The 22,038-nt window shown below is 33.7% G+C and carries 21 protein-coding genes; 3 read left to right on the forward strand and 18 right to left on the reverse strand.

The features are described 5' to 3' along the window. Nucleotides 1-847: 847 nt before the first annotated feature. From EKQ63_RS17005 to EKQ63_RS17085, 16 genes are all read right to left on the reverse strand, one after another. Complete coding sequence (locus tag EKQ63_RS17005) at nucleotides 848-1,267, reverse strand: YhfM domain-containing protein (RefSeq protein ID WP_140168653.1); 420 nt, start codon at nucleotides 1,265-1,267, stop codon at nucleotides 848-850. 133 nt (nucleotides 1,268-1,400) lie between these two features. Then, complete coding sequence (locus tag EKQ63_RS17010; RefSeq protein ID WP_087953151.1) at nucleotides 1,401-2,396, reverse strand: D-cysteate sulfo-lyase; 996 nt, start codon at nucleotides 2,394-2,396, stop codon at nucleotides 1,401-1,403. 332 nt (nucleotides 2,397-2,728) lie between these two features. Beyond that, nucleotides 2,729-3,961 (reverse strand): DUF4073 domain-containing protein, encoded by a 1,233-nt coding sequence (locus EKQ63_RS17020; RefSeq protein WP_143881306.1) that lies wholly within the window; start codon nucleotides 3,959-3,961, stop codon nucleotides 2,729-2,731. Between the two features lie 214 nt (nucleotides 3,962-4,175). Further along, nucleotides 4,176-5,699, reverse strand: a complete 1,524-nt coding sequence (locus EKQ63_RS17025) for a serine hydrolase domain-containing protein (RefSeq protein WP_088327761.1) — start codon at nucleotides 5,697-5,699, stop codon at nucleotides 4,176-4,178. 414 nt (nucleotides 5,700-6,113) lie between these two features. Then, nucleotides 6,114-6,407: a hypothetical protein gene (locus EKQ63_RS17030; protein WP_016108765.1), complete on the reverse strand. Its 294-nt coding sequence runs from the start codon at nucleotides 6,405-6,407 to the stop codon at nucleotides 6,114-6,116. Between the two features lie 5 nt (nucleotides 6,408-6,412). Then, nucleotides 6,413-6,613 (reverse strand): helix-turn-helix transcriptional regulator, encoded by a 201-nt coding sequence (locus tag EKQ63_RS17035; RefSeq protein WP_000903048.1) that lies wholly within the window; start codon nucleotides 6,611-6,613, stop codon nucleotides 6,413-6,415. Between the two features lie 337 nt (nucleotides 6,614-6,950). Further along, nucleotides 6,951-8,096 (reverse strand): hypothetical protein, encoded by a 1,146-nt coding sequence (locus EKQ63_RS17040; protein ID WP_143881307.1) that lies wholly within the window; start codon nucleotides 8,094-8,096, stop codon nucleotides 6,951-6,953. Further along, on the reverse strand, nucleotides 8,093-9,430 hold the full coding sequence (locus EKQ63_RS17045) for a F390 synthetase-related protein (protein WP_143881308.1): 1,338 nt from the start codon (nucleotides 9,428-9,430) through the stop codon (nucleotides 8,093-8,095). The genes EKQ63_RS17040 and EKQ63_RS17045 overlap by 4 nt, the downstream gene beginning before the upstream one ends. Next, nucleotides 9,423-10,274: an MBL fold metallo-hydrolase gene (locus EKQ63_RS17050; protein WP_087996098.1), complete on the reverse strand. Its 852-nt coding sequence runs from the start codon at nucleotides 10,272-10,274 to the stop codon at nucleotides 9,423-9,425. Before EKQ63_RS17050 ends, EKQ63_RS17045 begins: the two co-directional genes overlap by 8 nt. Continuing rightward, nucleotides 10,271-11,257: an NAD-dependent epimerase/dehydratase family protein gene (locus EKQ63_RS17055; protein WP_087953144.1), complete on the reverse strand. Its 987-nt coding sequence runs from the start codon at nucleotides 11,255-11,257 to the stop codon at nucleotides 10,271-10,273. Before EKQ63_RS17055 ends, EKQ63_RS17050 begins: the two co-directional genes overlap by 4 nt. After that, nucleotides 11,254-12,417, reverse strand: coding sequence for an ATP-grasp domain-containing protein (locus EKQ63_RS17060; protein ID WP_140168654.1), 1,164 nt, complete (start codon nucleotides 12,415-12,417; stop codon nucleotides 11,254-11,256). Before EKQ63_RS17060 ends, EKQ63_RS17055 begins: the two co-directional genes overlap by 4 nt. After that, nucleotides 12,407-13,396, reverse strand: a complete 990-nt coding sequence (locus tag EKQ63_RS17065; RefSeq protein WP_143881309.1) for a beta-ketoacyl-ACP synthase III — start codon at nucleotides 13,394-13,396, stop codon at nucleotides 12,407-12,409. Before EKQ63_RS17065 ends, EKQ63_RS17060 begins: the two co-directional genes overlap by 11 nt. A gap of 557 nt (nucleotides 13,397-13,953) precedes the next feature. After that, nucleotides 13,954-14,598 (reverse strand): hypothetical protein, encoded by a 645-nt coding sequence (locus EKQ63_RS17070; protein ID WP_143881310.1) that lies wholly within the window; start codon nucleotides 14,596-14,598, stop codon nucleotides 13,954-13,956. 91 nt (nucleotides 14,599-14,689) lie between these two features. Continuing rightward, entirely contained in the window at nucleotides 14,690-15,103 is a 414-nt protein-coding gene (locus tag EKQ63_RS17075) for a DUF6892 domain-containing protein (protein WP_062822207.1), read from the reverse strand. 171 nt (nucleotides 15,104-15,274) lie between these two features. Further along, nucleotides 15,275-16,033 carry a DUF975 family protein gene (locus EKQ63_RS17080; protein ID WP_143881311.1) on the reverse strand — a complete coding sequence of 253 codons (759 nt, stop codon included), beginning with the start codon at nucleotides 16,031-16,033 and terminating at the stop codon, nucleotides 15,275-15,277. 365 nt (nucleotides 16,034-16,398) lie between these two features. After that, the gene (locus EKQ63_RS17085; protein ID WP_087996104.1) at nucleotides 16,399-17,319 is read right to left on the reverse strand and encodes a class I SAM-dependent methyltransferase; all 921 of its coding nucleotides are present in this window, start codon (nucleotides 17,317-17,319) and stop codon (nucleotides 16,399-16,401) included. Nucleotides 17,320-17,535: 216 nt separating this feature from the next. Between EKQ63_RS17085 and EKQ63_RS17090 the strand changes: the two genes are divergently transcribed. Both EKQ63_RS17090 and EKQ63_RS17095 read left to right on the forward strand, forming a co-directional pair. Next, nucleotides 17,536-18,117, forward strand: a complete 582-nt coding sequence (locus tag EKQ63_RS17090; RefSeq protein ID WP_087996105.1) for an ATP-binding protein — start codon at nucleotides 17,536-17,538, stop codon at nucleotides 18,115-18,117. A gap of 150 nt (nucleotides 18,118-18,267) precedes the next feature. Further along, nucleotides 18,268-19,386 carry an LPXTG cell wall anchor domain-containing protein gene (locus tag EKQ63_RS17095; protein WP_087953138.1) on the forward strand — a complete coding sequence of 373 codons (1,119 nt, stop codon included), beginning with the start codon at nucleotides 18,268-18,270 and terminating at the stop codon, nucleotides 19,384-19,386. 49 nt (nucleotides 19,387-19,435) lie between these two features. Here EKQ63_RS17095 and EKQ63_RS17100 read toward each other — a convergent pair whose 3' ends face one another. Together EKQ63_RS17100 and EKQ63_RS17105 are read right to left on the reverse strand one after the other, a co-directional pair. Continuing rightward, entirely contained in the window at nucleotides 19,436-20,107 is a 672-nt protein-coding gene (locus tag EKQ63_RS17100) for an ABC transporter ATP-binding protein (protein ID WP_000202604.1), read from the reverse strand. After that, entirely contained in the window at nucleotides 20,107-21,171 is a 1,065-nt protein-coding gene (locus EKQ63_RS17105; protein WP_143881312.1) for an ABC transporter permease, read from the reverse strand. Before EKQ63_RS17105 ends, EKQ63_RS17100 begins: the two co-directional genes overlap by 1 nt. A gap of 185 nt (nucleotides 21,172-21,356) precedes the next feature. Here EKQ63_RS17105 and EKQ63_RS17110 point away from each other — a divergent pair, with 185 nt between their 5' ends. Continuing rightward, nucleotides 21,357-21,980 (forward strand): ArsR/SmtB family transcription factor, encoded by a 624-nt coding sequence (locus EKQ63_RS17110; RefSeq protein WP_087953136.1) that lies wholly within the window; start codon nucleotides 21,357-21,359, stop codon nucleotides 21,978-21,980. Nucleotides 21,981-22,038: the final 58 nt, after the last annotated feature.

A 22,038-nucleotide genomic window follows, 5' to 3' on the forward strand; every position in this document is an offset into this window, starting at 1 on the left:
TAACTAGGATTTATCTCATTTAATCGTTAAAAGTTAGATTTTTTATAGAAAGATATATAAATATGGTAGATAAAGTGGAAAAGGAACCACATCAATCGAGCTATTACAGGCCCCTAGCATTCCCTGAATTTTGAAGAGTGGTACTCTCCATGAACTTTAACTTAGTGAAATAAATGTTAGTAGGTTCAAGTTAGAGCACAGCACCTTAGCATGTCTTCTATTTATGAAAAATATCCACAAAAAAGGGTCTACATGTAGACTCTTTTTTGTGAACATTTTAATATCGTATTTTTATAAACATAGAATTCCCTATGCTTTTCGCTTTTCACCAAAGTTCACAACATCTACTATTAGGCTAACTCATTTCACCTTATGACCTTTTATCATCAACAATTTTAAAATTCTTTAAACTATTATATACGTTTGTACCACGCTTTATTGATACGTTCAACCTTTACAGGTGTTGAAGTTTTTGACTCATTCTTTGTTATAACCCTATTATTAGAACATCCTGCAATAGTAAGGCAGCATGTAACCAATAAAACCAATAATATAAATTTATTCAAATAGCCACTCCTATATAAGCAAAATATTATATTGAGAAAATTAAACATACCATCGAATCTTTGTAAAAACAATATATTTACTAGTTTTATTTTCATTAGCGGATTAATGGACGCTTTAAGGTGTTTTTTTTGCATTTATAAGGGTAAAACTTCACGTTCATCAAGTCAAGGTTCAATTTCTGTTTAATTCGCTCTCAGAGTTTATTCCAATATAAAAGATGGCTATTTTTCTTGAAAACTAAGTATCTTCCAAAACAAAAAACTGTAGACTCCATATACATTTATTCAACTAACTTCTCCCCTGTAACAATCTGAAACAACGTGGCTGCATTTTCCCCTTCTAATTGAACGTACTGACTATTCCCCGCTATGATTTCTATTTTATCCTTATTAGGACTTATCCAAATTTGATACAACACAGCTTTTGCCTCTATTTTCGGATTTTTAAATTGAAAAATAAAGTGATAATCAGCTGGACGAGACATTTCCACTTTTTTATTTTCAAAATGAGCATCATTTAATATTTTCTTTACTTGCCGAACTTGCTTATTATCTGTAACTACCTTCAAATCTTCATATTTATTATCAACATGTTTTTGCACTTTGATTGTTTGATCTTCATTTCCTATTATATTGGAACAGCCCGTTACTATGAATATAACTATGGCGATAAAAACTACAGATAAATTTCTATCCTTCATATTCATCTACCTCATTTCAATCAAGTACCGTGTATATAATCCATTTTAAATTTGAACTCATATACTCCCCTTCTCACCTTCTAATAATTCCATTATATAACAAAAAGCATTGGATACCCAATGCTTTTTACACTTACGCAAATAAAGACGTATTCGCATATAAAGCTGGTGAACCACCTGAATGTACGAATAAAATTTTGTCTTCTTTTTTAAATGTACCTTTTCTAATTAAGTCGATTAATCCCGCTACTGCTTTACCTGTATACACTGGATCCAGTAAAATACCTTCTGTTTTCGCAAGTAATTGCACTGCTTCCACCATTTCCGGCGTTGGTAACGCGTAACCTGGTCCTACATATTCATCAAAGCATGTAACAGCTTCGCGCGGGATAAAGTTTGGAATGCCAACGTGAGCTGAAGTTTCCTCTACAAGTTTTGCTACTTTCTCTTCTTGCTCTGCTTTTCCTCTACTTACGTTAATGCCGATTACTGGAATGTTACTTTGTGTTCCAGCAAAACCTGTAATTAAACCAGCGTGCATACCGCCGCTACCGCTTACGCAAACGACTGAACTGAAATCAATTCCTTGGTCAAATGATTGCGCCATAATTTCTTGCGCACAAGCAACGTACCCCATTGCGCCAGTAGGATTTGAACCACCAACTGGTATTACATATGGTGTACTACCTTTTTCACTAACTTCTTTCGCGACTTTATGCATCTCTTCCATAAGATCTGCTCCGTTTCGTACAACAATGACATTTTCAGCACCTAATAAATGATATAAGAAATAGTTTCCGTTAAAGTCTGGCTTCTCTTCTGGCTCAAGCCCTTCTTCCAATACAAGAATACATTTCATTTTTTCTTTTACCGCAGCTGCAAGTGTTAGGCGGCAATGATTTGATTGAATGCCGCCAGCTGTAATTAACGTATCTGCACCCTTCGCCTGCGCATCCGCAACTAGAAACTCTAACTTTCTCGTCTTATTACCACCAGCTGTTAAACCAAGTAAATCATCTCGTTTAAAATAAATAGTCGGCCCACCAAGTGCCTCAGAAAAATTGTTTAATTTTTCAATTGGTGTATATGACTCTGTATATTTTTTTCTCGGGAATTTAGCTAAATTCATGAATAACGCTCCTTTTGTACTTCTTTCACAATGTATGTAACGATACTATTATTACATGTAAAAATGATGAAGTCATCTTTCTGGGGTAAAAATATGTTGGAATTCTGTTTTGGCGAATGGAATTGCATTAAAGGTTTTATCTTCAATACGGCACATGAAATTATAATAATGATTTTAACCATATTACGGTACATGAAATTTATATCGACGATTTTTCAAATATATCGTTCATAACTTGAAATATATCAACTATTTTTTCAATATATCGACTTATCGACAAAAAATGACAAAACAAAAAGAGCCCACTCTTTAAAAAGTAGGCCCTCTTCCAATCACTTATTTGCAGAAAATCGAAGTAGCTGTGTTAATCCTGGTTCTAAATTCATTTCGCCTTTATGGCGTACGTATACGGTTTTGTCCCCGTCAAATTTGGGCGGGTTTCCTGGATTATAAGTATGCCACTCATCCGCTCCTTCTACATTATACTCCATATACTCCGTTGCACCGACGATTACGTTTTTACTATCATCAGCGGTTACATTTGGTGCCATTTGTGCGACTTTCGCATCACTAATTAATAGCTTCTTTATATCCTTATCACGTTTATAGTCGTAAGCTGTTACAATCACATCATTACCGTATGCTTTCACTTGCAACCCTTGTTTAAATGAATAGCCATCAGGAGCAGTTTTCTCTCCGCCATTTGGTCCAGCCGACATCCAGCCCGTTTCAATTCCGCCCGTATTTACAACAGTAAATCCTTTTTTATCTCCGCCTGCAATTTTCTTTTTACCAGCCCAGTCCGGTAAGTTTAAATCCCAATGCGTATGGCTCGTGAAGAAAACGACCTGCGGATAGTCTTTTAATATATCGTACAATTTATCAACGTTTAAATAGTCCTGTAAATATGGTGATTGTCTTGACCCAGACACAGTATCAGGTAAAACGTGATGAGAGAAAATGAAGATTGGCTTATTTTTATCTTTTTGACTGTATTCTTCTAAATTTTGTTTTAACCAACCTAGTTGCTCATCACTCATATATACTTCGTCCCACATTTTTGAATCGTGGTATTTCATATATTTTTCAGTTCCTAAAAATAGAAGCGGATAACCGTCTAATTCTTTTTTATGATATACCTTTTCTTGTCCACTAAATTTCAGATAGCGGTTAAATAAAGTTTCCTCAGTTACACCATTTGGCCATGTACTTTGAGAGAGCTTCCCATCAGCTGTCCATTTACCAGCATAAAACTCATGATTCCCAATAGCCGACCATACATTCTCTGGATGCTTATTTTTGTTTAACACACGCTTCACATCATCATATTGTGACTGTTGTCCCGTTGGCGTTATATCCCCATTCATAATAAGTGCTCTAGAAAGTGGCGTCACTTTGTTCATATCTTTTAATACGTGATCAAAATCCCCTAAATCCCCTTGAATATCACTAATAACATTAAAAGTTGTAGCCGATTTTCGAACTTGCTCTTTCCCTTCCGCATGTGCTGAAAACGTCGGTAATAATGCCGTCATAACCAATAACGAAGCAACTGTCTTTTTCATACAAATTCTCCCCCTAATAATAGAATGTACAAACTGACATGTTCTGCTTTCTCTTAGGTGCTTGTCCAATTCACATTATAGGGAGGCATTGTAAAGATAGATGGAGTTAAAAGTTAAGTGTTTTTTAAGAGATTTTGTCGTTTTTTGCAAACCGCAATTAGCGATTCACGCCAATCTAGCTTTCTAACCTTAAACATTACATAAATGTAAATTTTTATGTTAAATCTTTTCGTTTCATACGTTGTTTTTTATTACTTTTAATTTTCGGGAAAAATCCACTAATTAATAATGTTATAATCCATACCATTATTAGAATGAAATTTATTGTATTACCGGAATTCAAGCTGAAAACTCTCCACAAATAGGCAGCACAAAAAACGAGAATAGCAGTAATAATAAGTAAAAATGTCCTAACTACTAATTCAATGTAGGATTTCTTCTCTTGCTTAAAAATGAACGTTCTTCTACCTTTGTACAATCTAATCACAAATAACAGCAAATATACACTAAGTATGGCTCCAATAACAATTGATACAATGGAATTACTTTTTCTCTGCTCAGCTAGAGCGAAGTAACTTTCAGGTAATTTTCCCGTTTCATATTCAATCCATGCGTGGTAAATATCTTGTCGTAAGTCTATACCACCTTCACCATTTGTAAGGATTACCAATCCATCCTTTGTATTAGGAATGAAACCATAAAAAGAATGCCAGCCTCGATTGTCACCAGAATGATAAAGTAATTTCCATTGATTAGATAGTTTTTTTTCAAATATACCTAAACCATTCTCCCCTAATACTGGCTTTTGCATTTCTTCAACACGTTCACTTTTGATGACACCACTCCCTTTATTATTTGCATCCATGCTTGCAAGTATCAATCTCATCATATCCGTAACATTTGTCTTGAGACCTGCAGCAGCCTGTTCGGTAAATTGGTAACTAGGGAGCTCCTCTCCAAAATATCCATAGACTTTCGAAAGATTAGGATTTTCAGGACGTTGTAAGAATGAGCTTGATTTCATTCCTAAAGGATTCATAATTTGCTCTTTCATATAACGATTAAACGGTATTCCGGTAACCTCTTCAATTACAAGTTGTAAAATTGTATATCCGCCACCAGAGTAAATTGTTTCTGAACCTGGTTTATTGGTAACCTCCACTGGTTCATTAAGCCATCCTTTTCCAGACAGAGACTCCTCAGTAGAATCAAGATGTTTCCCTGGTGCAACCCCAAGGTATCCTTTATGTGCAGACAGCCCTGCTGTATGACTTAATAATCTTCTGATCGTGACTTCATTATTATTAAACTCTGAATTAGGTAATTTCCATTTGGTCAGATATTTTCCAACGGGATCATCTAGTGATAAACGACCTTCATCTACAAGATGCAAGATTCCCCACGCTGTAAGACTTTTAGAGATGGAACCAGCCTGAAACAAAGTATCATCACGCACCGCTTTTTTTGTCTTTTTATCTACATAACCATAGTTAAGTGTATAAGCAATACGCCCCTCATGTACAATTCCTATTGCAACCCCTGGTACATTATAATTCCCCTGCCATTTTGGTACCTGTTCATCTAGCTTTTTTTTGAAATCCTCTATACTCCTATCAGTCAACGTGCCCGATTCTGCCCTCACCACATTTGTAAACCATGCTTCATTCGTAATCAATATGCAAATGATTAAACATAAAATACTTTTGCATATTATCGATGCTTTTTGTCTATTCTTCATTTGCTTCACCTCTCTTTTTTTCAGAATGTTCTAACCATTAATCAGAGTATCCCATTCCAATATCCCGTTCTATCGATTTTTATTACTTAACCTTACAAAATTGTAATAAAAATCAAAGATCTACTATTGTCCTTTATCCGAGAGCAATGAAATTCATTAACAAGATCGATATGAAGTTATATGTATTGTTTCAGTTAAAGCCCCTAAAATACTAGTTTGGTTAATCAATTGGATATATTCCACACTACAAATATTCATTTTATAAAAAGAAGAACCCACACATTTTGATTAAAATGTGTGGGTTCTTTTGGCTTCCTTAAATTTTTATGAAAAAGATTGATTATTTTATGTAGCTTACTAAAAAACCATTTTGTTCAATCAGCTAACAGAACAAGATTAAACACTTAACTCGTATTAGTAATTTTTACTGTTTCTGTTGATAAATATAAAAATACTGCCTAACACGCTTAATGAAAGTGCAAAATATAATAACAAATCAGGTAGAAATTTCAAAGGAATAATATCAATTAATTGTAAAACAATAATGGCAAGGATACCTAAATATAGAATATTGTACAAAGCATTATTTGTTTTATATAGAATTTCTCTTCCTCTTTCGTCATTTGCTTCATCACTTGATTGAAATTTTATTACATACATCTTACTTATCACTATTAAAACAAATAATAAAATTTTTAACAAAAACATATGTATCACTCCTCTAGATAATCAAATACGTCGGTTAACGGCTTTTCAAATGCATTTGCGATTTTAAAGGCAAGAATTAGAGAAGGGTTATATTTATTCTTTTCAAGAGTAGCGATAGTTTGACGACTAACTCCCACTCTTGTTGCCAGTTCTTCTTGGGTCCAACCTTTTTCTGCTCGACAAACTACAATTTTATTATGCAACAATAGTAACACCTCTTTAGATAATTGTAATTTATTTTTTACAAATTGTAAATTATTTCTTACAATATATTTTAAAAATTAAAAATCCTCATAAAAAAGGACATAAAGATTTCTCTCCATGCCTACTAATCTTCTACTTCTTTACTGTATGTACATAATGGGCTGTTTCAAAAACTTAATAAAAAAGAGAACTACTCTTCAAGCACTTCTCTCTTTCATCCAAACGATACATATAAAATAAATTATAAAAAATATACTATATAAGTTCCATAGCGTGGGTATTACAGCTACACTAAAATAAAGAGTTCCTGGTAACAAGCAATCATAAAAGTCTTTTTGTTTAAAAGCGATGTTTTTTTGCCATCGGTTCTATATATGTATTTAATATCCACATTAATACTTTCCATACCTTTTGTTCGCTAGGTGGTAAATGAGCGTTATATACATAACTATATTCAATCTGCTGTGTTGCACCACGATTTCGTTTGAACTCTCCAGCTCCAGCACTACAATGACAAATTAAATCTTTTTCGATAGAATCCATTGTAATAAGGAGGGAAAGTATACGGTATAAACCTTGTTGCTGATCAGAGTTTGTATGATAGCCAAGAATCGGCGTTGTCATAACTCCATCCCGAATAAAATAAGCAATGACACCATCAATTGTATCCCCTTTTTTTATGGCCTTTATCTCAAATAAACGATGCTGAAGAGCATTCCATAAATAAGCGGGTGTAAACATTGGGTTATGGGCGGAATATTTTTCAATATATAGTTGGTTGTATAGCTGGGAAATTTGTAAAATATCATCTTTTGTTAATTCTTCATTCGTAATGATTTCATAATTGCTTTTCTCTAATAAACTTTTATCATTTAATAAGTCTTTTCGTTTTTTTCTATTCATTTTTTTATAGTGTTTCGGATCAAATAAGTATATAGAACGAGACATAATTTTATTATAACCGACTGTAGCTAGTGCTTCTGTCGTTACGGGATATAATTTGTTATTTAAAGAGCGAAATAGAATGGTATGATCTGGAAATTTTTTAACTAATAATTTCGTTATTTGTTCGATTTGTTGTTCGTTGATAGAGTGATAAAGATTTGTTGAAAGCATCCAATTATTTACGACAATGACTTTATTTATATTCGTTCGTCTTAGCCAAGTTCCCATAAGATGAATCGGATAGGTTAATAGCTTCTCTAGCCATGGTTTTTTCAACTCCCATAGCTCTTCTAACGCATAAGATACGTAATGCGTATAAGGAGAACATACATATGAATTTTCGAACTCTGCGTTATTAAGAGTAACTGGCAAGATGAGATCATCAATCTCTAATAGAAAGAGCTCCGTGTTAACGTTTTTAATAAATGCTGGAACGCCCTTTTGAAAAAGAGGCAGGAAACTATCTCGCACATATGCTCCATCTTTTTTGGTTTCCCAATCAATACTATGCAAAGAATGAACATCATGTAACTGAATCATTTATATTCACCACGTCTTACAAGGCTTTCTATTCTTTTTAATTTTTTATCATATACTTGAATATCGTAATGTGAAAAGAAGAACTGTGGCATCGTACACTTTTTCGTAGACCATAGTGTATGTAATTCTTGCATTACCTTTGATTGACATAATTCGAGATTTTCAGGTAGTGATTTAAGTTTAATTTCAATTTTGTCTACGCTATGTTGTATTACTTTAAATTCTTGAATGTCACTAGATGCAAACAAAATTGCTCTTCTAATGAAATCTGGAAAAATAAATATTTCACTATGATCCACTTCACTTATTCCAATAAATATATCATCGCATCGACCATCAATACGTTCTAATGCTAAGAAAGGTGAGCCGCAGCTGCACGGCGTTTTTTTCTCAATTAATATGTCATTGAGACGATAGCGTATAATCGGCTGTGTTTTCCTCATGAAATCAGTAATAATGGGAACGAATATCCCCTTCTCTTGATCTAAGTATTCTTTTTCAATATGAACGAGATCTTCATTCATGTGTAATGTCCCCTGCTCGCAGGTGGTAGCAAGAAAACCTTCTGTACATTGGTAAACTTGGTGTACTGTCTGCTTGAAAGTTGCACGAATAAAGTCTCTATCAATATCTTCAAGCACTTCTGCTACAGAGATAATTTTCTTTGGACAAATTGTAATCAGTCCTTCTTGCTGCCAGTAAGCGATTTTCCGTAACATAGACGGAGGTGCAATTAAAATAGATGGCTTTACTTCATTTAATCGCGTGATATGCTGCTGAAACGAATCTAGTAAATCAAAAAAATGAAATGAGATTCGCTTATTTTTTGTCGCTTCATATAAATTGCTATTTGCACGTAAGAAAAAAGCAATCGTGTGTTTATGTAGAATGCTGGAAGGAAGCACCTTTCCAATAATCGAGCCAGCCCACAACGTTTGTTCTTCCTCGGAAACGAGAAAAACCCCACGATTTCCACTAGTGCCTGATGATAAACCGACAGTTATATTGCGAATGGTTGGTGAGAAATTCCGGGTCTTTTCTGCTTCAAATGCTACATGAAACGCTTCTTCCTTTGAAATATGTACTGTATTTAATGTATCAAAATGTTCCATCATTACTTCTTTATCAATAATTGGGAGTGCAGCCAAATTCCCCTTTTGAATTTCATGTAAAAACGGCGTATATAACTGGCGATAAAAAGGCGACGCCTCTATCGTGAACAAAAGTTGTTTTTCTATTTGTTGTTTATGAAACTGTTCCAACTGTTTACGATTTGAAAATCTCGAGCCATATTTTGTTTTCAAGTATTGCTTGAGAATACTTAGTTTATTCATAGTACACCCCTGCTTTAATTTTATCCCATGTATGTTCACAATGAGTTGGTACAATTTCAATCTCAGGTGATGTTTGTGATAAATGGTGTAAATTCTCGATATTCTTTCGGTAAGACTTTGGATCGCTCGTTAAAAGGTTGGCAATCTTACTAGGAAATACAAGGTTTTGATACGTTTTACTTAGCCACACTGCGTCTGCACAAAGAAAGACAATTTTATTACTCTGTAAATGAACGAATAAACCAAATTGTCCCGTTGCATGTCCTGTTAAATCAACAGCAAATAATGAACCATCACCAAATACATCATACCCCTCTTCAAACTTTCCATATGTAGAAGGTAAGTTAAGGGATGGAGTTTGATCAATGAATGACATCCTCTGCTCTAAATCCATCGGCAGTGTATCTTTTAGACACCCTTTTAATAGGGCACCAAATTTACTTCTCTTTTTAATATCCTCATAAGCTTTTGCGAAGGTTAGTATTTTCGCTTTTGGAAAATCGGGTAAACCAGCTGTGTGATCGCCATGAAAATGAGAAAGAATAATATATTTAATTTCTTCTGGCTGAATACCATCAAGAAGAAGTTGCTGTTTAATCGATTGCGCTTCCGTAAAATGAACAGGCGTCAGTTTTGCATATACAGAGTAAGGGAATTTTTTTGTCGCTTCTTTAAAGTGTCCTGCATATCCAGTATCAAATAAAATATATCCTAATTCTGGATGCTGGAGTAATCCTACTGTTGCTGGAAAACAAATTTGTTTCCAACTGCCCTTGGAGTATGCGATTTTTTCTGGATGTGTGCAATATCCTGTATCATATAGCTTTAAAGATTTGATTTTCATTGTATTTTCCACCAGTCTACAAATTTTGTAATTCCTTCTTCTATACTAACCTTTGGAGCATATCCTAGTTCTTCTTTAGCTTTATCAATATTTAATGTCTGGCTTTTTGAAAGGACACTAACAGTATACTTTGTAAGAATAGGTTCTTTTCCGAATAAAATAGTTTTTGAGATTCCTTCTAGTATAGCAGCTAGTGAAAAAGCGGTTTTGTAGGAAATTTTTTTATATTTTACTTCCTTATCAAGACGCTTCATTACATTTTCTATGACCTCATATAAATTTACACGTTCGTCATTTGTTATATTGTACTTTTGACCTAATGTATGTTTTGGGGAATGCATACAAAGAAGTAAAGCATCTACAACATTCTCAACATACGTAATATCAACGAGAACATTTTCAGTACCAATTCTCGGTAAAGCACCCTTTTCACATACTTTAATAAGACGCGGAAGAATCGCATTATCTCCTGGTCCGAATAAAGCGCGCGGACGTATTGTGATAACTGGTAAACCATGCATGAAAGCTTGATCAATAGCTTGTTCAGCCATGTGCTTCGTTGTTGCATAATGATTTACAAATGTAGCAGGAAGTTTCGCGTTTTCTACTACATTTTGTCGCTCATCATAATAGAAATAAATACTTGGTGTTGATACGTGGATCAGGCGTTTTATACCGTACTTTTGACATCCCTCGATAATATGTTTCGTTCCTAACACATTCGCATTATAAAAATCTTCATATTTGCCCCAAGGGGAAGAAAGTGCCCCGCTATGAAAGATATAATCTTTATCTTTACAAACTTGTAGCACACGATCCCTGTCTTCAAGAGGACAATGAACAAACTCAATTCCATTTTGTTCTAATACCTTACCAATTGTTTTATTTCTCCCTGTTGCCGTTACTTCATAGCCCATATTCTTCAGTCGAAAGGCGAGTTTTTGTCCTAGAAAGCCCGTTCCACCAGTTACTAGCATTTTCATAAATCTTCACCATCCCACGATATGTCATATGTTGTTTGCTCTAAAATAGTCCGTTCATATTTATAACTTTCACGCCATAATTTATACATGCTAAAAAACTGATAAAAAAATGGTTTCCAATCATTGTGACGATAAACGATATCTGGATAAGAGCATAGAACTTTTAACCATCGCTTACGTTTTTGTTTACTTTTTAAATAAGGAAATCCATATAAAAGCATCGCTAACCGAATTGCGCACTCAGAGTTTGGTCTTGGAATACGTGTATTGTTTACTGTTTCATGAAAGAAAGCCGGCAATATTTCCTCATCGAATAAATGTAATCCACTTGTAGTACGTGGATTACATTCAATTGGAATCGCATCTCCATTCTCTGTAACGATAAAATCAAAGGCAATTTGTCCTGAGAAATTTAACTCTTTTACAATATGCGTAACAAACTGATCAATTTTAGGATGATTCATATGCTGAAACGCAATGGTAGCACCTAAGCCTGCCGTAAATTCTGTTTTATACGTAGAGTGCGCTAACACTTCCCCAGATTGTGCGATACTGTAAGAACAATGCTGTGTTCCTCGTATAAACTCTTGCATAATATAATTCGGCTTACGTATCATGCTTTCTTTTAGAGCAGCCTCTTTTGTAATAAATTCCACTTTATCAGAAAACCGGGAGTAAATCGGCTTTCGTACAAAAGGAGTATGAGCGGGTGTTTTGTGCATCATTGAACTTATCGCTTCTTCATCATCTATTCTATATGTTGCAGGTACTTGCCACCCTAAATTCGCTACAAACTGAATAAATTCCCACTTATTATGCAGTAGTGAAAGTTTTTGAAAATCATCTACTAATACATGACAAAATGCACTTAATTCCTCTCTATATTTAGATATATAAAATACTTCTTCACAAGTAGGAATAAGCAAATCTACATTGTGACGTTGAATAATGGATAGTAGCGCACGAATACTTTCATTTGTTTTCCACTTTGGAGATGGGATTTCATAAAAGTAATCCGTACTTTTTGAAACTTTACTTAACGGATACGGAATACTATCTGCAACAATAACGGTATGTCCGGCGTTATGAAACAGTCTGCATAAATGCAAAGTTGCTGGTGCACGTGCCCCTGTAATTAATACTGTTTTCTTAGTATTCAAGAAGGATGCCCCCGATAGAAAGTCCTGCAGAAGTACCTAATAATAATATTTTATTTCCGCGTTGCACTTTCTTTTGCTTAATGGCTTCAAAAAGAGCGATTGGAATAGATGCGGAAATCATATTACCGTAGTCTTCAAAAATGGTCATAAAGCGCTCTTCATCAACCTCTAATTTTTTACGAATAAGTCTCATAGCTGGTCCACTTGCTTGGTGAGGAACAATTAAATCAATATCGGCTAGAGAATAACCAGTATCCATAAGGAGCTTGTCGATAAACTTCATTAAATACTTAGAAGATAGTTTAAAAATGGCTCTTCCATTCATATCGAACAAGAAGTCTTCTTTTCGTTCCTCACTATACTCCCTAGGATGAATCATCGTTCCACCGCCACGAATTTCTGATAAATGCGCACCAGAGCTATATGTTTCCATATGGGAAGCAATAATAGAAGATGAGTGATCGCCTTTTGTTATGACAACAGCTGCCGCACCATCACCGAATAAAATACTGCTTTCATTTTGTCCCCAATTTAATCCAACAGAAGAAATTTCAGAAGAAATAATAACAACATTTTTGTATCTCCCGCATTCAATTGCGTATGAAATTGTATCAAGTGCTGTTATGAAACTTAGACATGTTGAATTAATATCAAAACATGGAATACCAGAATGCTGTAGCCCGAGCTGTTCTTGAATAAGTGATGCAGTAGAAGGAATCGCCTGTTGAATCGTTCCGCTTCCGCAAATAATACAATCAATATCATCCCATGTTAACTTCGCATCTTCTACAGCTTTTTTTGCAGCTTCCGCCCCCATATAAGAAGACGTTTCTCCATCAACAAAATATCGTGTTTTTACCCCAGCTTTTTTTAACGTCCAGCCATCTGGTACGTCTAGCATACGATCTATTTCAAGAGAATCTACTTTTCGTTTTGGAAGATATGTGCCAATGCCTTTTATACTAATATATCTTTTCATTTTCTATCGCCTCTTAATCTTTTTATAAGTTCAAAAATTCCGTCATATATAACTACTGTTGTGGATACATACAGATTCTTTTGTGGAATTCTGCTATCCCATTATGTACATCTAATTCTATTTTTCTTCAAAAAAGAGCCAGTTCTCTACTTGAGAACTGGCTCTTTTTGCATGAGAATTCTTCAAATACATAATCTAGAAAAAACTTTTATATCAATTTAATTATATTATAACAATTATCCAAAAATAATTAATAGTATTTTTTTGTAAATAAAAGTGAATATGTGGTATAAACTTATGTAAGATGATAGTTTATTGCGCAGCAAATATAAATATATGGAACGTATATACATGTCATTTTAACATCTTCTATTTTCTCTTTTGTTTCCAAAAAAGCTACTACTTTTGTAGAAGAAATCTTCATTAAATTCAGATGTAACCATATTTGAATAGTGAAAAATCCATTTTTTACTATGAATCACTTTTTTACGCCCGATTGTAATTAATATTTTTCAGTTAATAGATGTGTAGCAATATACCTATCAGTAATCTTTGTACTAACAATTATGCGTAACTTCTAGCTCATTATTAGCATAAATTGTTCCGTAAGTAGCACAAAGTAACATTCCACCACAAGCCTCACTACTCACTTGAAAGTTTATGTTATCTTCAAATGTATTTATACTATTAGGTCTAATTGTATCTACAAGTTTTTTGAAATCAAGAACCGGTAAATATTTCGTTATGATTTCATAGCTTAATAAATTATCTTCATTATTATATGCATTATATTTTTGAATTTCTCTATAAATCGGACTTGGACTATACGGATCATGTTGCAATTGTCCATTTTCATCTTCGAATCTTTTTATTTCTTCTTTTACTATATAATCTGGATAATCTTCACTACTTTCATCTTCATCACCAAATTCCCAAAATGGATATTCTATATCGCATAAATGCGTTATAACCCACATTAGAAATTGCTCATTTATAAATCCAACATTTGTTTCTAACTCTTTGAATCTATTACCATAATATTTTGTAGCCTTTTCTACCTTTTCTTCTTGAGTCATATTATCCGTCGCCCCTGTTATATCGCATCCATCTAAATCTATAAAAATGCTATTGAATTTACCTAAAATGCCTAAATCAACAGTTTTACTCCAGTAGCCTTCACCATCTTTATCAATTAGTATCATAGTATCCTCCATTCTGCTTTGTTCGTTGCATAAGAAAAAGTGACTCTTTCTAAATAAGAATCACTTCCATTATTATATAACTTGTCCCTCATTAATCCTCAATTTCTATTCCAGCTTGTTTAAATGGTTCTAATACTTTTGGGTAACACATTGAAATATATTCCACTGTTTTTAAATTTTTTAGATTTTGAAATCCTTCAACAGATATAACATCAAATAAACTGTCTTCACCGTCCCAATCAGGCTTTAAAATATGATAAATTTCATTCCCACCATCAAAGCAAAGGGATTCAATCTTTTCCAAATCACTTATTTCCAAAGTTAACTCTTCTAAAAAATCTCTGATTTCAACAATTGGTCCAGCTCCTGCATACCATTCGAAATTATTCGTATACTTATCTATTAAATCTTTCAATTCCTTTTGAAATAGTGGCTCTTTATCTAATAAAGCTTCAATTACTACTAATTTAAAATTAAAATCTTGAAACATTTCACTCTTTCCCATTTTAAATTCCTCCAATGTTATAACATCCTTATCCAAATTATTATAAGTAAAACATATCCAATTGCAGCTTCTTTATTTCTTTCAATATCACATTAAAAAGGGATATGCTTAATTGCATGTCCACAATCGAGAAAATATACATTATACATATTTTCTTACTACTTATATTCTTTATATACTTACCTTCGCTTCTCTATCATCCTGTTTCTTAATTAAGTCTAAGTAAAAATGCGAGACAGTTGTGTTGTAATAAGGGGAAATGAATATGAATGATAGATTAAATGTAAACATGCCTATAAATGCAGTTAATAAAAACCAACCAATAAAAGATAACCAAAGAACAAATAACTTGAACTTATGTCCTTTCATTATTCTTTTACTCTCCCTTAATGCTTCACTCGCTGTATAATCCGGATTCTCTATTAAAATATAATATGACATTGAATAAGAAAAATATTTAATAATACCTGGAACAATTAATAACAGACTCCATAAAAATAGAAAAATAGCCTGCAATACTCCTAATTTCATTGCTCTAAACAAATTGTTCTTCCTAAACCCTACAAATATATCGTCCACCTTAGCATCTTCATTTTTACCTAAGCGTAAGGTGAAAACAGAATACCCATAATTAAAGATACCTTGTATGACACTGTAAATAAAAAAACAAATCAGTCCTATAAAAAAATAACTTAGAATAAGTAAAACTATTGCTGTTGGATCTACTTGTGGCTGCCCACCAATTGAATAAATAAAGAAAACATCCAAACCAATTACCCCAATAAACAGGCCAAATATTAAAAATATAAAACTAGCGATTGCTGATGCACTTAAAGTTGGTACAAAATAGTATAACGCCGATCCCCCTATACTTACGCCCCATTTCCCATCTAACGAATTAAGTGCTGCTTTCTTTAAATTTCTTATCAAACTTACACCCTCCCTTTTTCCATATTTCACCCAATAGAAATTTTACAAATAAAAGAACTTGTAGCAAGCCCCACTACAAGTTCTTTTAGCTAAACATTTTAGCTTATCCAAACAAAATATAATTTCTACACAATCGGGGTTAATTTCTAAAATATGGTTTATTAAAATCATTATATAACATAATTGTGAATTTTTGTTGAATATTCTGTTTCTTTACACAAATACACCCCACATTCTTCCTGATATTCATTTAGATGTAGTAACTCATGTAGCAATATACCTATCATTATCTTTTTCAATAAATCCCATCCTCTTGTTTTCCACAAAAAAAGACATAGAGATTCCTCCCCATGCCTACTAATTCCTTACTTCTTCACCGCATGCACATAATGTACCGTCTCAAAAGCTTTTAAATAATCGTTTCGTCCTTCAAAATATAATGTATTTATGTCTTCTGGCGATAAGTGCTCATAAATAAGTAAGCCCGCCTTCTCTAACAGTGCTTCCATTTCGGTATAAGAAAAACATGATTTCATCGGTTCTCCGCCTACCGCAGCCATTTTCACCATGTTTGCCACTCGATTGGACAGTCCTTTTTCCGTGAATAAGTTTTCATTGGGATAATCAAAAACGATAGAACTCCCTTCTGGAACCATCTCAAATAGACATTCTATTAAACTGGAAAGTTCCTCTTTCGTTAAATAATACGAAACACCTAAAAGACTAAAGAAAGTCTTTTTATTTTCAAATCCTTCATTCCGTAACTTTTCATAGGAAAATCTTTTTGTGAAATCCATTGAAACAAAATGAAGGTTGTTTGGAATTTCAATTTCTGCTTCTTTTATTCTTTCCTTCTTAAACTGCTGCGTAGAAGGATGATCCACTTCAAATATTTCTAATTTATTTTCTAACTCTCGGTGTCTGAAACTGAACGTATCTAAGCCTGCACCGAGTATGACGTATTGTTTTGCGCCTAATGTAATTTCATGTAGTAATACTCTTTCACAATATGCCGCACGTGCTAAAGGTGTTGGTGATAATTGAACTTGTGTAATCCATTTTAATATTTCTTTCGGATTATCTCGAAACCGCTCAGCAATGTCTGTATTGAAAAAATGTATCCCTTGAACCATATTCGTTTCAATATCGCTTCGTTCTTTTGGCGATATAAATTCTTTAGCGATATAATCATCAAAGATTTTCGGATTATCAAATTCACTATGATATGCCCTGCTGAAAGCTGATACTAACGACGTTACACTTGCTTCACCTTGTTTCACGTACATACACTCTCCTTCATTTTTACAACAAAAATAGGATTCCCCTGGCCAGGAGAACCCTATTATACACTTTATTTTTATATTGGTAAATTATAGCATAAATAAGTTTTTTTGTCAAGTTTCCAGCCTACTATCACTCCGTCACTTTGTATATTCTCTAGCAGGAAAATTATCGATTCGCACAGAATGTACCAAATTATAACAACAAACATGGAGGCCAATATGAAACGATTCGTCATTATTACGGTAGGAAAAACACACAGCGGTAAAACTACATTTGCAAAAGCTTTAGAAAAAGAGTTACCCCACTCTTTTGTTATGGATCAAGATAACCAAGCTGAATTTATTAACACGCATTACGAAAAATTACAGCCGGCTGAAGGTGCTAATACATTTAAGCACGGTCTTTCGAAATTCATTGTTGATTATGCGAAAGGACATACAAATTTACACCTTATTATTAGTAACTCCAATCGTAGTAAAAACGGAAGATTATATTTATTAAACGAATTATTTCCACAAAATGAATATGTACGCATACTCGTTCATTTTGACATTCCAGATGATGTACTTTACGAAAGAGTGGCTCGAAGCACACGAAGTACCAATATTTTTAGAGGTGGTTATTCTAGTTTCAAAGAAGTACTAGATCGACAACAGGCTGAATCACTAGATGAAGATGTGGTGGATCCTATAGAAAACGAAGCTGACTATTTGTTTGTAATTCGTAATAGCAAAGATGTAAACTCTACTATAGAAGAAATTATTCATCTAGCTAAGGTTTTGTCCCCTACCCCAAAATAAAAGAATTTAATAATTACATAATGATAGATTATTATGCAAATCCTTCCTCTAACCACTTAACATGGTATATAATGATAAGATAATCTACTTCTATATGCTCATTTTTACACAAAACAGTTCATGCATATGAAAGAAAAGAGGTACAAAAATATGAAAACAAAACAAACAATCGCTGCGTCTACACTAGCTCTGGCAATGATTGCTGGTGCAAATTCTGCTCATGCAGAAGTAACTGATTCTACTACTCAGCAAAGTACAGGAGATCGATTAGCTGAAATTAAGCAACATAAACAAGAGTTAGATGCGAAATTACAGCAGCACAAAGAAAACGTGGATCAAACATTGAATGAACTTAACAAGGTTAAGGAAAATGTTGATACGAAGGTGAATGAACTACATGAACGTAAACAAGTTGCTGATGAAAAAATTAACGAAATTAAGCAACGTAAAGAAGAGTTAGACGCAAAACTTCAGCAAGACAAACAAATCGCCGAAGATAAAATCGCTGAAATTAAAGAGCATAAAAAGCAAGTAGAAGATAAAGTTGCTGAAGTAAAAGAGCATAAGCAAAATATCGATAATAAAGTGAATGAGATGAAAGAACATAAACAAACTGTCGATGAAAAAGTGAATGAAATGAAGCAACATAAAGAGAACATCGATCAAAAGGTGAATGAACTTAAGGAAGTTAAAAAACAGGTAGATGAAAAATTAGCTGAGTTAAAGAAAGCGAAACAAACTGCTGAGGACAAACTTGCTGAGCTAAAAGAAAACAAGCCGAATACTGGTAACACGTTAGAGGAGCTTAAGAAAATTAAAGGCAATTTAGATAGTCTTTCTGCTAACTTAGAACTAGCGAAACAAGATGTAAAAAATAAACTAGCTGAATTGCAAAAAGCTAGAGAAGATTTACTAAATAAAATTAACGAAATGAAACAAACGAAACAAACTGTTTCAGACGATTTAACAAAGAAAAAACAGGACTTAGATATTAAAATCAACGACTTTAAACATACTGAGAAAAAAATTGAGGACAAATTAGCTGAGGTACATACAACGAAGCAAAATGTAGATAACAAAATTAATGAAGTATCTCAATCAAAACAAACAGAAACAAAGACTGGTACTATGAACACAAACAATAACGCTAGAGAACTTCCTAACGCTGGTAGTGAGCAATCAAACAATATGGCTTTAGGTATGTTATCTGTATTAGGCGGCGTTTTATTAGTAACACGAAATAAAATTAAAACATTATTCTCAAAATAAAGCACTTATACAAAAGACAACCGCACACTTGTGCGATTGTCTTTTTTCTTTATATTAACTTCCCATCTCGAAGCGTCAATATACGATCACATACATCAAGCATTCTTTCATCATGCGTAATCATAATGGCTGCTTTTTGGCTCTCTTTCACTTCACGTTTCATCATTTCTACAACTTCACGTGCACGTTTTGAGTCTAAGCTTGCCGTTGGTTCATCCGCTAATATTAAGTCTGGGTTGTTCATAAACGCACGAGCGATTGCTACCCTTTGCTTTTCTCCACCAGATAGTTGATTTGGATAATGATTTTTTCTTTCTCCTAATCCAAATGCCGCTAATAAATGATCCGCACGCTTTTCTGATTCTTGTTTGTTTTCTTTTTTAAGCTTTGCAATGTAAAGCAATTGTTCTTTTACATTTAAATATGGAACAAGATTTGCGAACTGGAAAATGAAGCCGATTTTTTTCAAACGAATGTCTGTCATTTCCTTTTCGGATAACTTCGTAATATTTTGCTCACGAATGTAAATATCCCCTTTTGACGGTGATAATAGTGCACCCGCGATTGATAATAATGTACTTTTCCCTGATCCAGAAGGACCGACGATGCCGATAAACTCTCCAGCTTTCACATCAAGCGACATCGGATGAAGGGCTGTTACTTCCGTATTCCCTTCTCCGTACACTTTACTTACTTTGTCTAATTTCAATAATGAAGTCATTACATCCCGCCTCCAATTGCTTCTAATGCATCAACTTTTAATACTTGGTATAACGAAATAAGTGTTCCTAAAATACTAATTACGATAAAGATTGCTGCATATTGTGCAATCATCGGTGTTGTTAATAAGAACGGCATACCCGCTGGTAAAATTTGTTCTAATCCTTGTACAAGAACAATACTAATTATCATCGCAACGACTGATAAGAATAACGCCTGTACAACTAAGCTATTTGCTAAATAAGAATTTTTCGTACCGATTGCTTTTAATACACCTAATTGCTGTGTTTTTTGCAATGTAATTACGTAGAAGAATACGCCGATTAGTAATGCAGCGATAACAAGTAAGAACGCAATGATCATCGTTAATGTTCCTTGCTCTTCTTTAAATCCTGGAATACTTTGCAGTACTTCTTTTTTGTCGATAACATGTGCATTTTTAATTTCTTTATCTGTATTCAGCGCAATTGCACTATAATCTTTTTGGTTTGGTTGTGAAATATATCCCCATACATCTTCATTTACATATACAACTGGTGTATGGCTAAACATTTGATCTTTCGTAAATCCAACGATTGTAAATTCTTTCTTTGAAACAGGATCAATAATTGTATCTCCAATATCGATTCCTTTTTCTTTAATCGATTCATCAGCAACCATTTCGTTGTTTGCTGTGCCTAATTTCTCACCTTTTACAATGTTCGGCTCTAAAAATGAATCACGTTCACTTGAGAAAATAGCAACGTCCACTTTTTTCGAACTATCTTTCTTTTCATACGTTGAAACTTTCACACGAAACGGAACTGCCTCTTTCTCGCCTACTTGATTTACTACGTTATCTACATCGTCTTTCTTAATTTGTGAACGAAGTAATTTATTTTCCGCATCATCTGCTAAAACGAACTTGTTTGCCTCCATATTTTGAATCGATGAAGCATTATCATATGATAGTCCATTTGCTAATCCTGAAATCACAAGGACTAAAAATGATAATAACACCATAATCAGTCCGATTAATCCGTATCTTAATTTTGATTGTTTTAATTCACGCAGAGCTAAAAACATTTCGCTCGCTCCTTCCTCTTTCTTTCTATGCACTTATCATAAAAAAGAAATATGAACGGAATATGAACAGAAGATTACAGAGATTAAGATTAAATTTTCAGAAAGTATTGAAAACAATCAAAATCCTTGATACAATTCAGTCAAATAATCTTGACCGAGTAATTTCATTTAAGGAGTTGATCATTTTGAAGCCCATGTTCACACTAACTACTTATAGCCAACTAAAAGCAATGAGCGATCCATTACGTGTCGAAATGATGATGCGACTATGCGAACGTCCTTATACAGGGCAACTACTATCTGAGAAATTGGGCATTCCAAGGGCAAAAATTCATTATCATTTAAAAGAATTAGAAAAGAACGGTTTTATAGAAATTGTATATACAGAAGAAAAGAATGGCATCGTTCAAAAGTTTTATCAATCTGTCGCTAGAGGCTTTACCCCTGCTGCAGAACTATTACCTCATTTAGAAATATTAAGCGAATCTGGTCGCCAAATCTTTTTACAAATGGCTGAAAGAACGAAAAGCCATATTCTCGCTGCACCCGAAGAAGCTTTTACATTACGAAAAGAAAGCGAAGATCCTGCTGATTGGAATTACGTTTCATCTTGCTGGGAGTTTGATGCTACGCCAGAACAATTTCAAGTGTGGGTGAAAAAATTTCATCAATTGATGGCTGAATTAAATGAAATCGCAAAAGACGGGGATAAAGATCCAAATAGGAAATCTTATTACATTTCTACTACTGCACTACAAATAGACGAACGAGCAATGCAACAGTTTGTGAAAAAAGAAGAAAAATCGTAAAACGATTTTTTTTACATAAACGGTCAAATTTATTTTACCGAATAAATTTATTATAAAG

Origin of the sequence: Bacillus sp. BD59S (genome assembly GCF_007363175.1) — a bacterium.
GTDB lineage: Bacteria > Bacillota > Bacilli > Bacillales > Bacillaceae_G > Bacillus_A > Bacillus_A pacificus.

Coding starts and splice junctions, on each gene's coding strand:
- EKQ63_RS17070 (WP_143881310.1), bottom strand. CDS start 14,598: ATGATACTAATTGATAAAGATGGTGAAGGCTACTGGAGTAAAACTGTT.
- EKQ63_RS17040 (WP_143881307.1), bottom strand. CDS start 8,096: ATGATTCAGTTACATGATGTTCATTCTTTGCATAGTATTGATTGGGAA.
- EKQ63_RS17025 (WP_088327761.1), bottom strand. CDS start 5,699: ATGAAGAATAGACAAAAAGCATCGATAATATGCAAAAGTATTTTATGT.
- EKQ63_RS17010 (WP_087953151.1), bottom strand. CDS start 2,396: ATGAATTTAGCTAAATTCCCGAGAAAAAAATATACAGAGTCATATACA.
- EKQ63_RS17065 (WP_143881309.1), bottom strand. CDS start 13,396: ATGAAAAGATATATTAGTATAAAAGGCATTGGCACATATCTTCCAAAA.
- EKQ63_RS17100 (WP_000202604.1), bottom strand. CDS start 20,107: ATGACTTCATTATTGAAATTAGACAAAGTAAGTAAAGTGTACGGAGAA.
- EKQ63_RS17030 (WP_016108765.1), bottom strand. CDS start 6,407: ATGTTTTTGTTAAAAATTTTATTATTTGTTTTAATAGTGATAAGTAAG.
- EKQ63_RS17005 (WP_140168653.1), bottom strand. CDS start 1,267: ATGAAGGATAGAAATTTATCTGTAGTTTTTATCGCCATAGTTATATTC.
- EKQ63_RS17045 (WP_143881308.1), bottom strand. CDS start 9,430: ATGAATAAACTAAGTATTCTCAAGCAATACTTGAAAACAAAATATGGC.
- EKQ63_RS17105 (WP_143881312.1), bottom strand. CDS start 21,171: ATGTTTTTAGCTCTGCGTGAATTAAAACAATCAAAATTAAGATACGGA.
- EKQ63_RS17095 (WP_087953138.1), top strand. CDS start 18,268: ATGAAAACAAAACAAACAATCGCTGCGTCTACACTAGCTCTGGCAATG.
- EKQ63_RS17090 (WP_087996105.1), top strand. CDS start 17,536: ATGAAACGATTCGTCATTATTACGGTAGGAAAAACACACAGCGGTAAA.
- EKQ63_RS17050 (WP_087996098.1), bottom strand. CDS start 10,274: ATGAAAATCAAATCTTTAAAGCTATATGATACAGGATATTGCACACAT.
- EKQ63_RS17075 (WP_062822207.1), bottom strand. CDS start 15,103: ATGGGAAAGAGTGAAATGTTTCAAGATTTTAATTTTAAATTAGTAGTA.
- EKQ63_RS17085 (WP_087996104.1), bottom strand. CDS start 17,319: ATGTACGTGAAACAAGGTGAAGCAAGTGTAACGTCGTTAGTATCAGCT.
- EKQ63_RS17020 (WP_143881306.1), bottom strand. CDS start 3,961: ATGAAAAAGACAGTTGCTTCGTTATTGGTTATGACGGCATTATTACCG.
- EKQ63_RS17055 (WP_087953144.1), bottom strand. CDS start 11,257: ATGAAAATGCTAGTAACTGGTGGAACGGGCTTTCTAGGACAAAAACTC.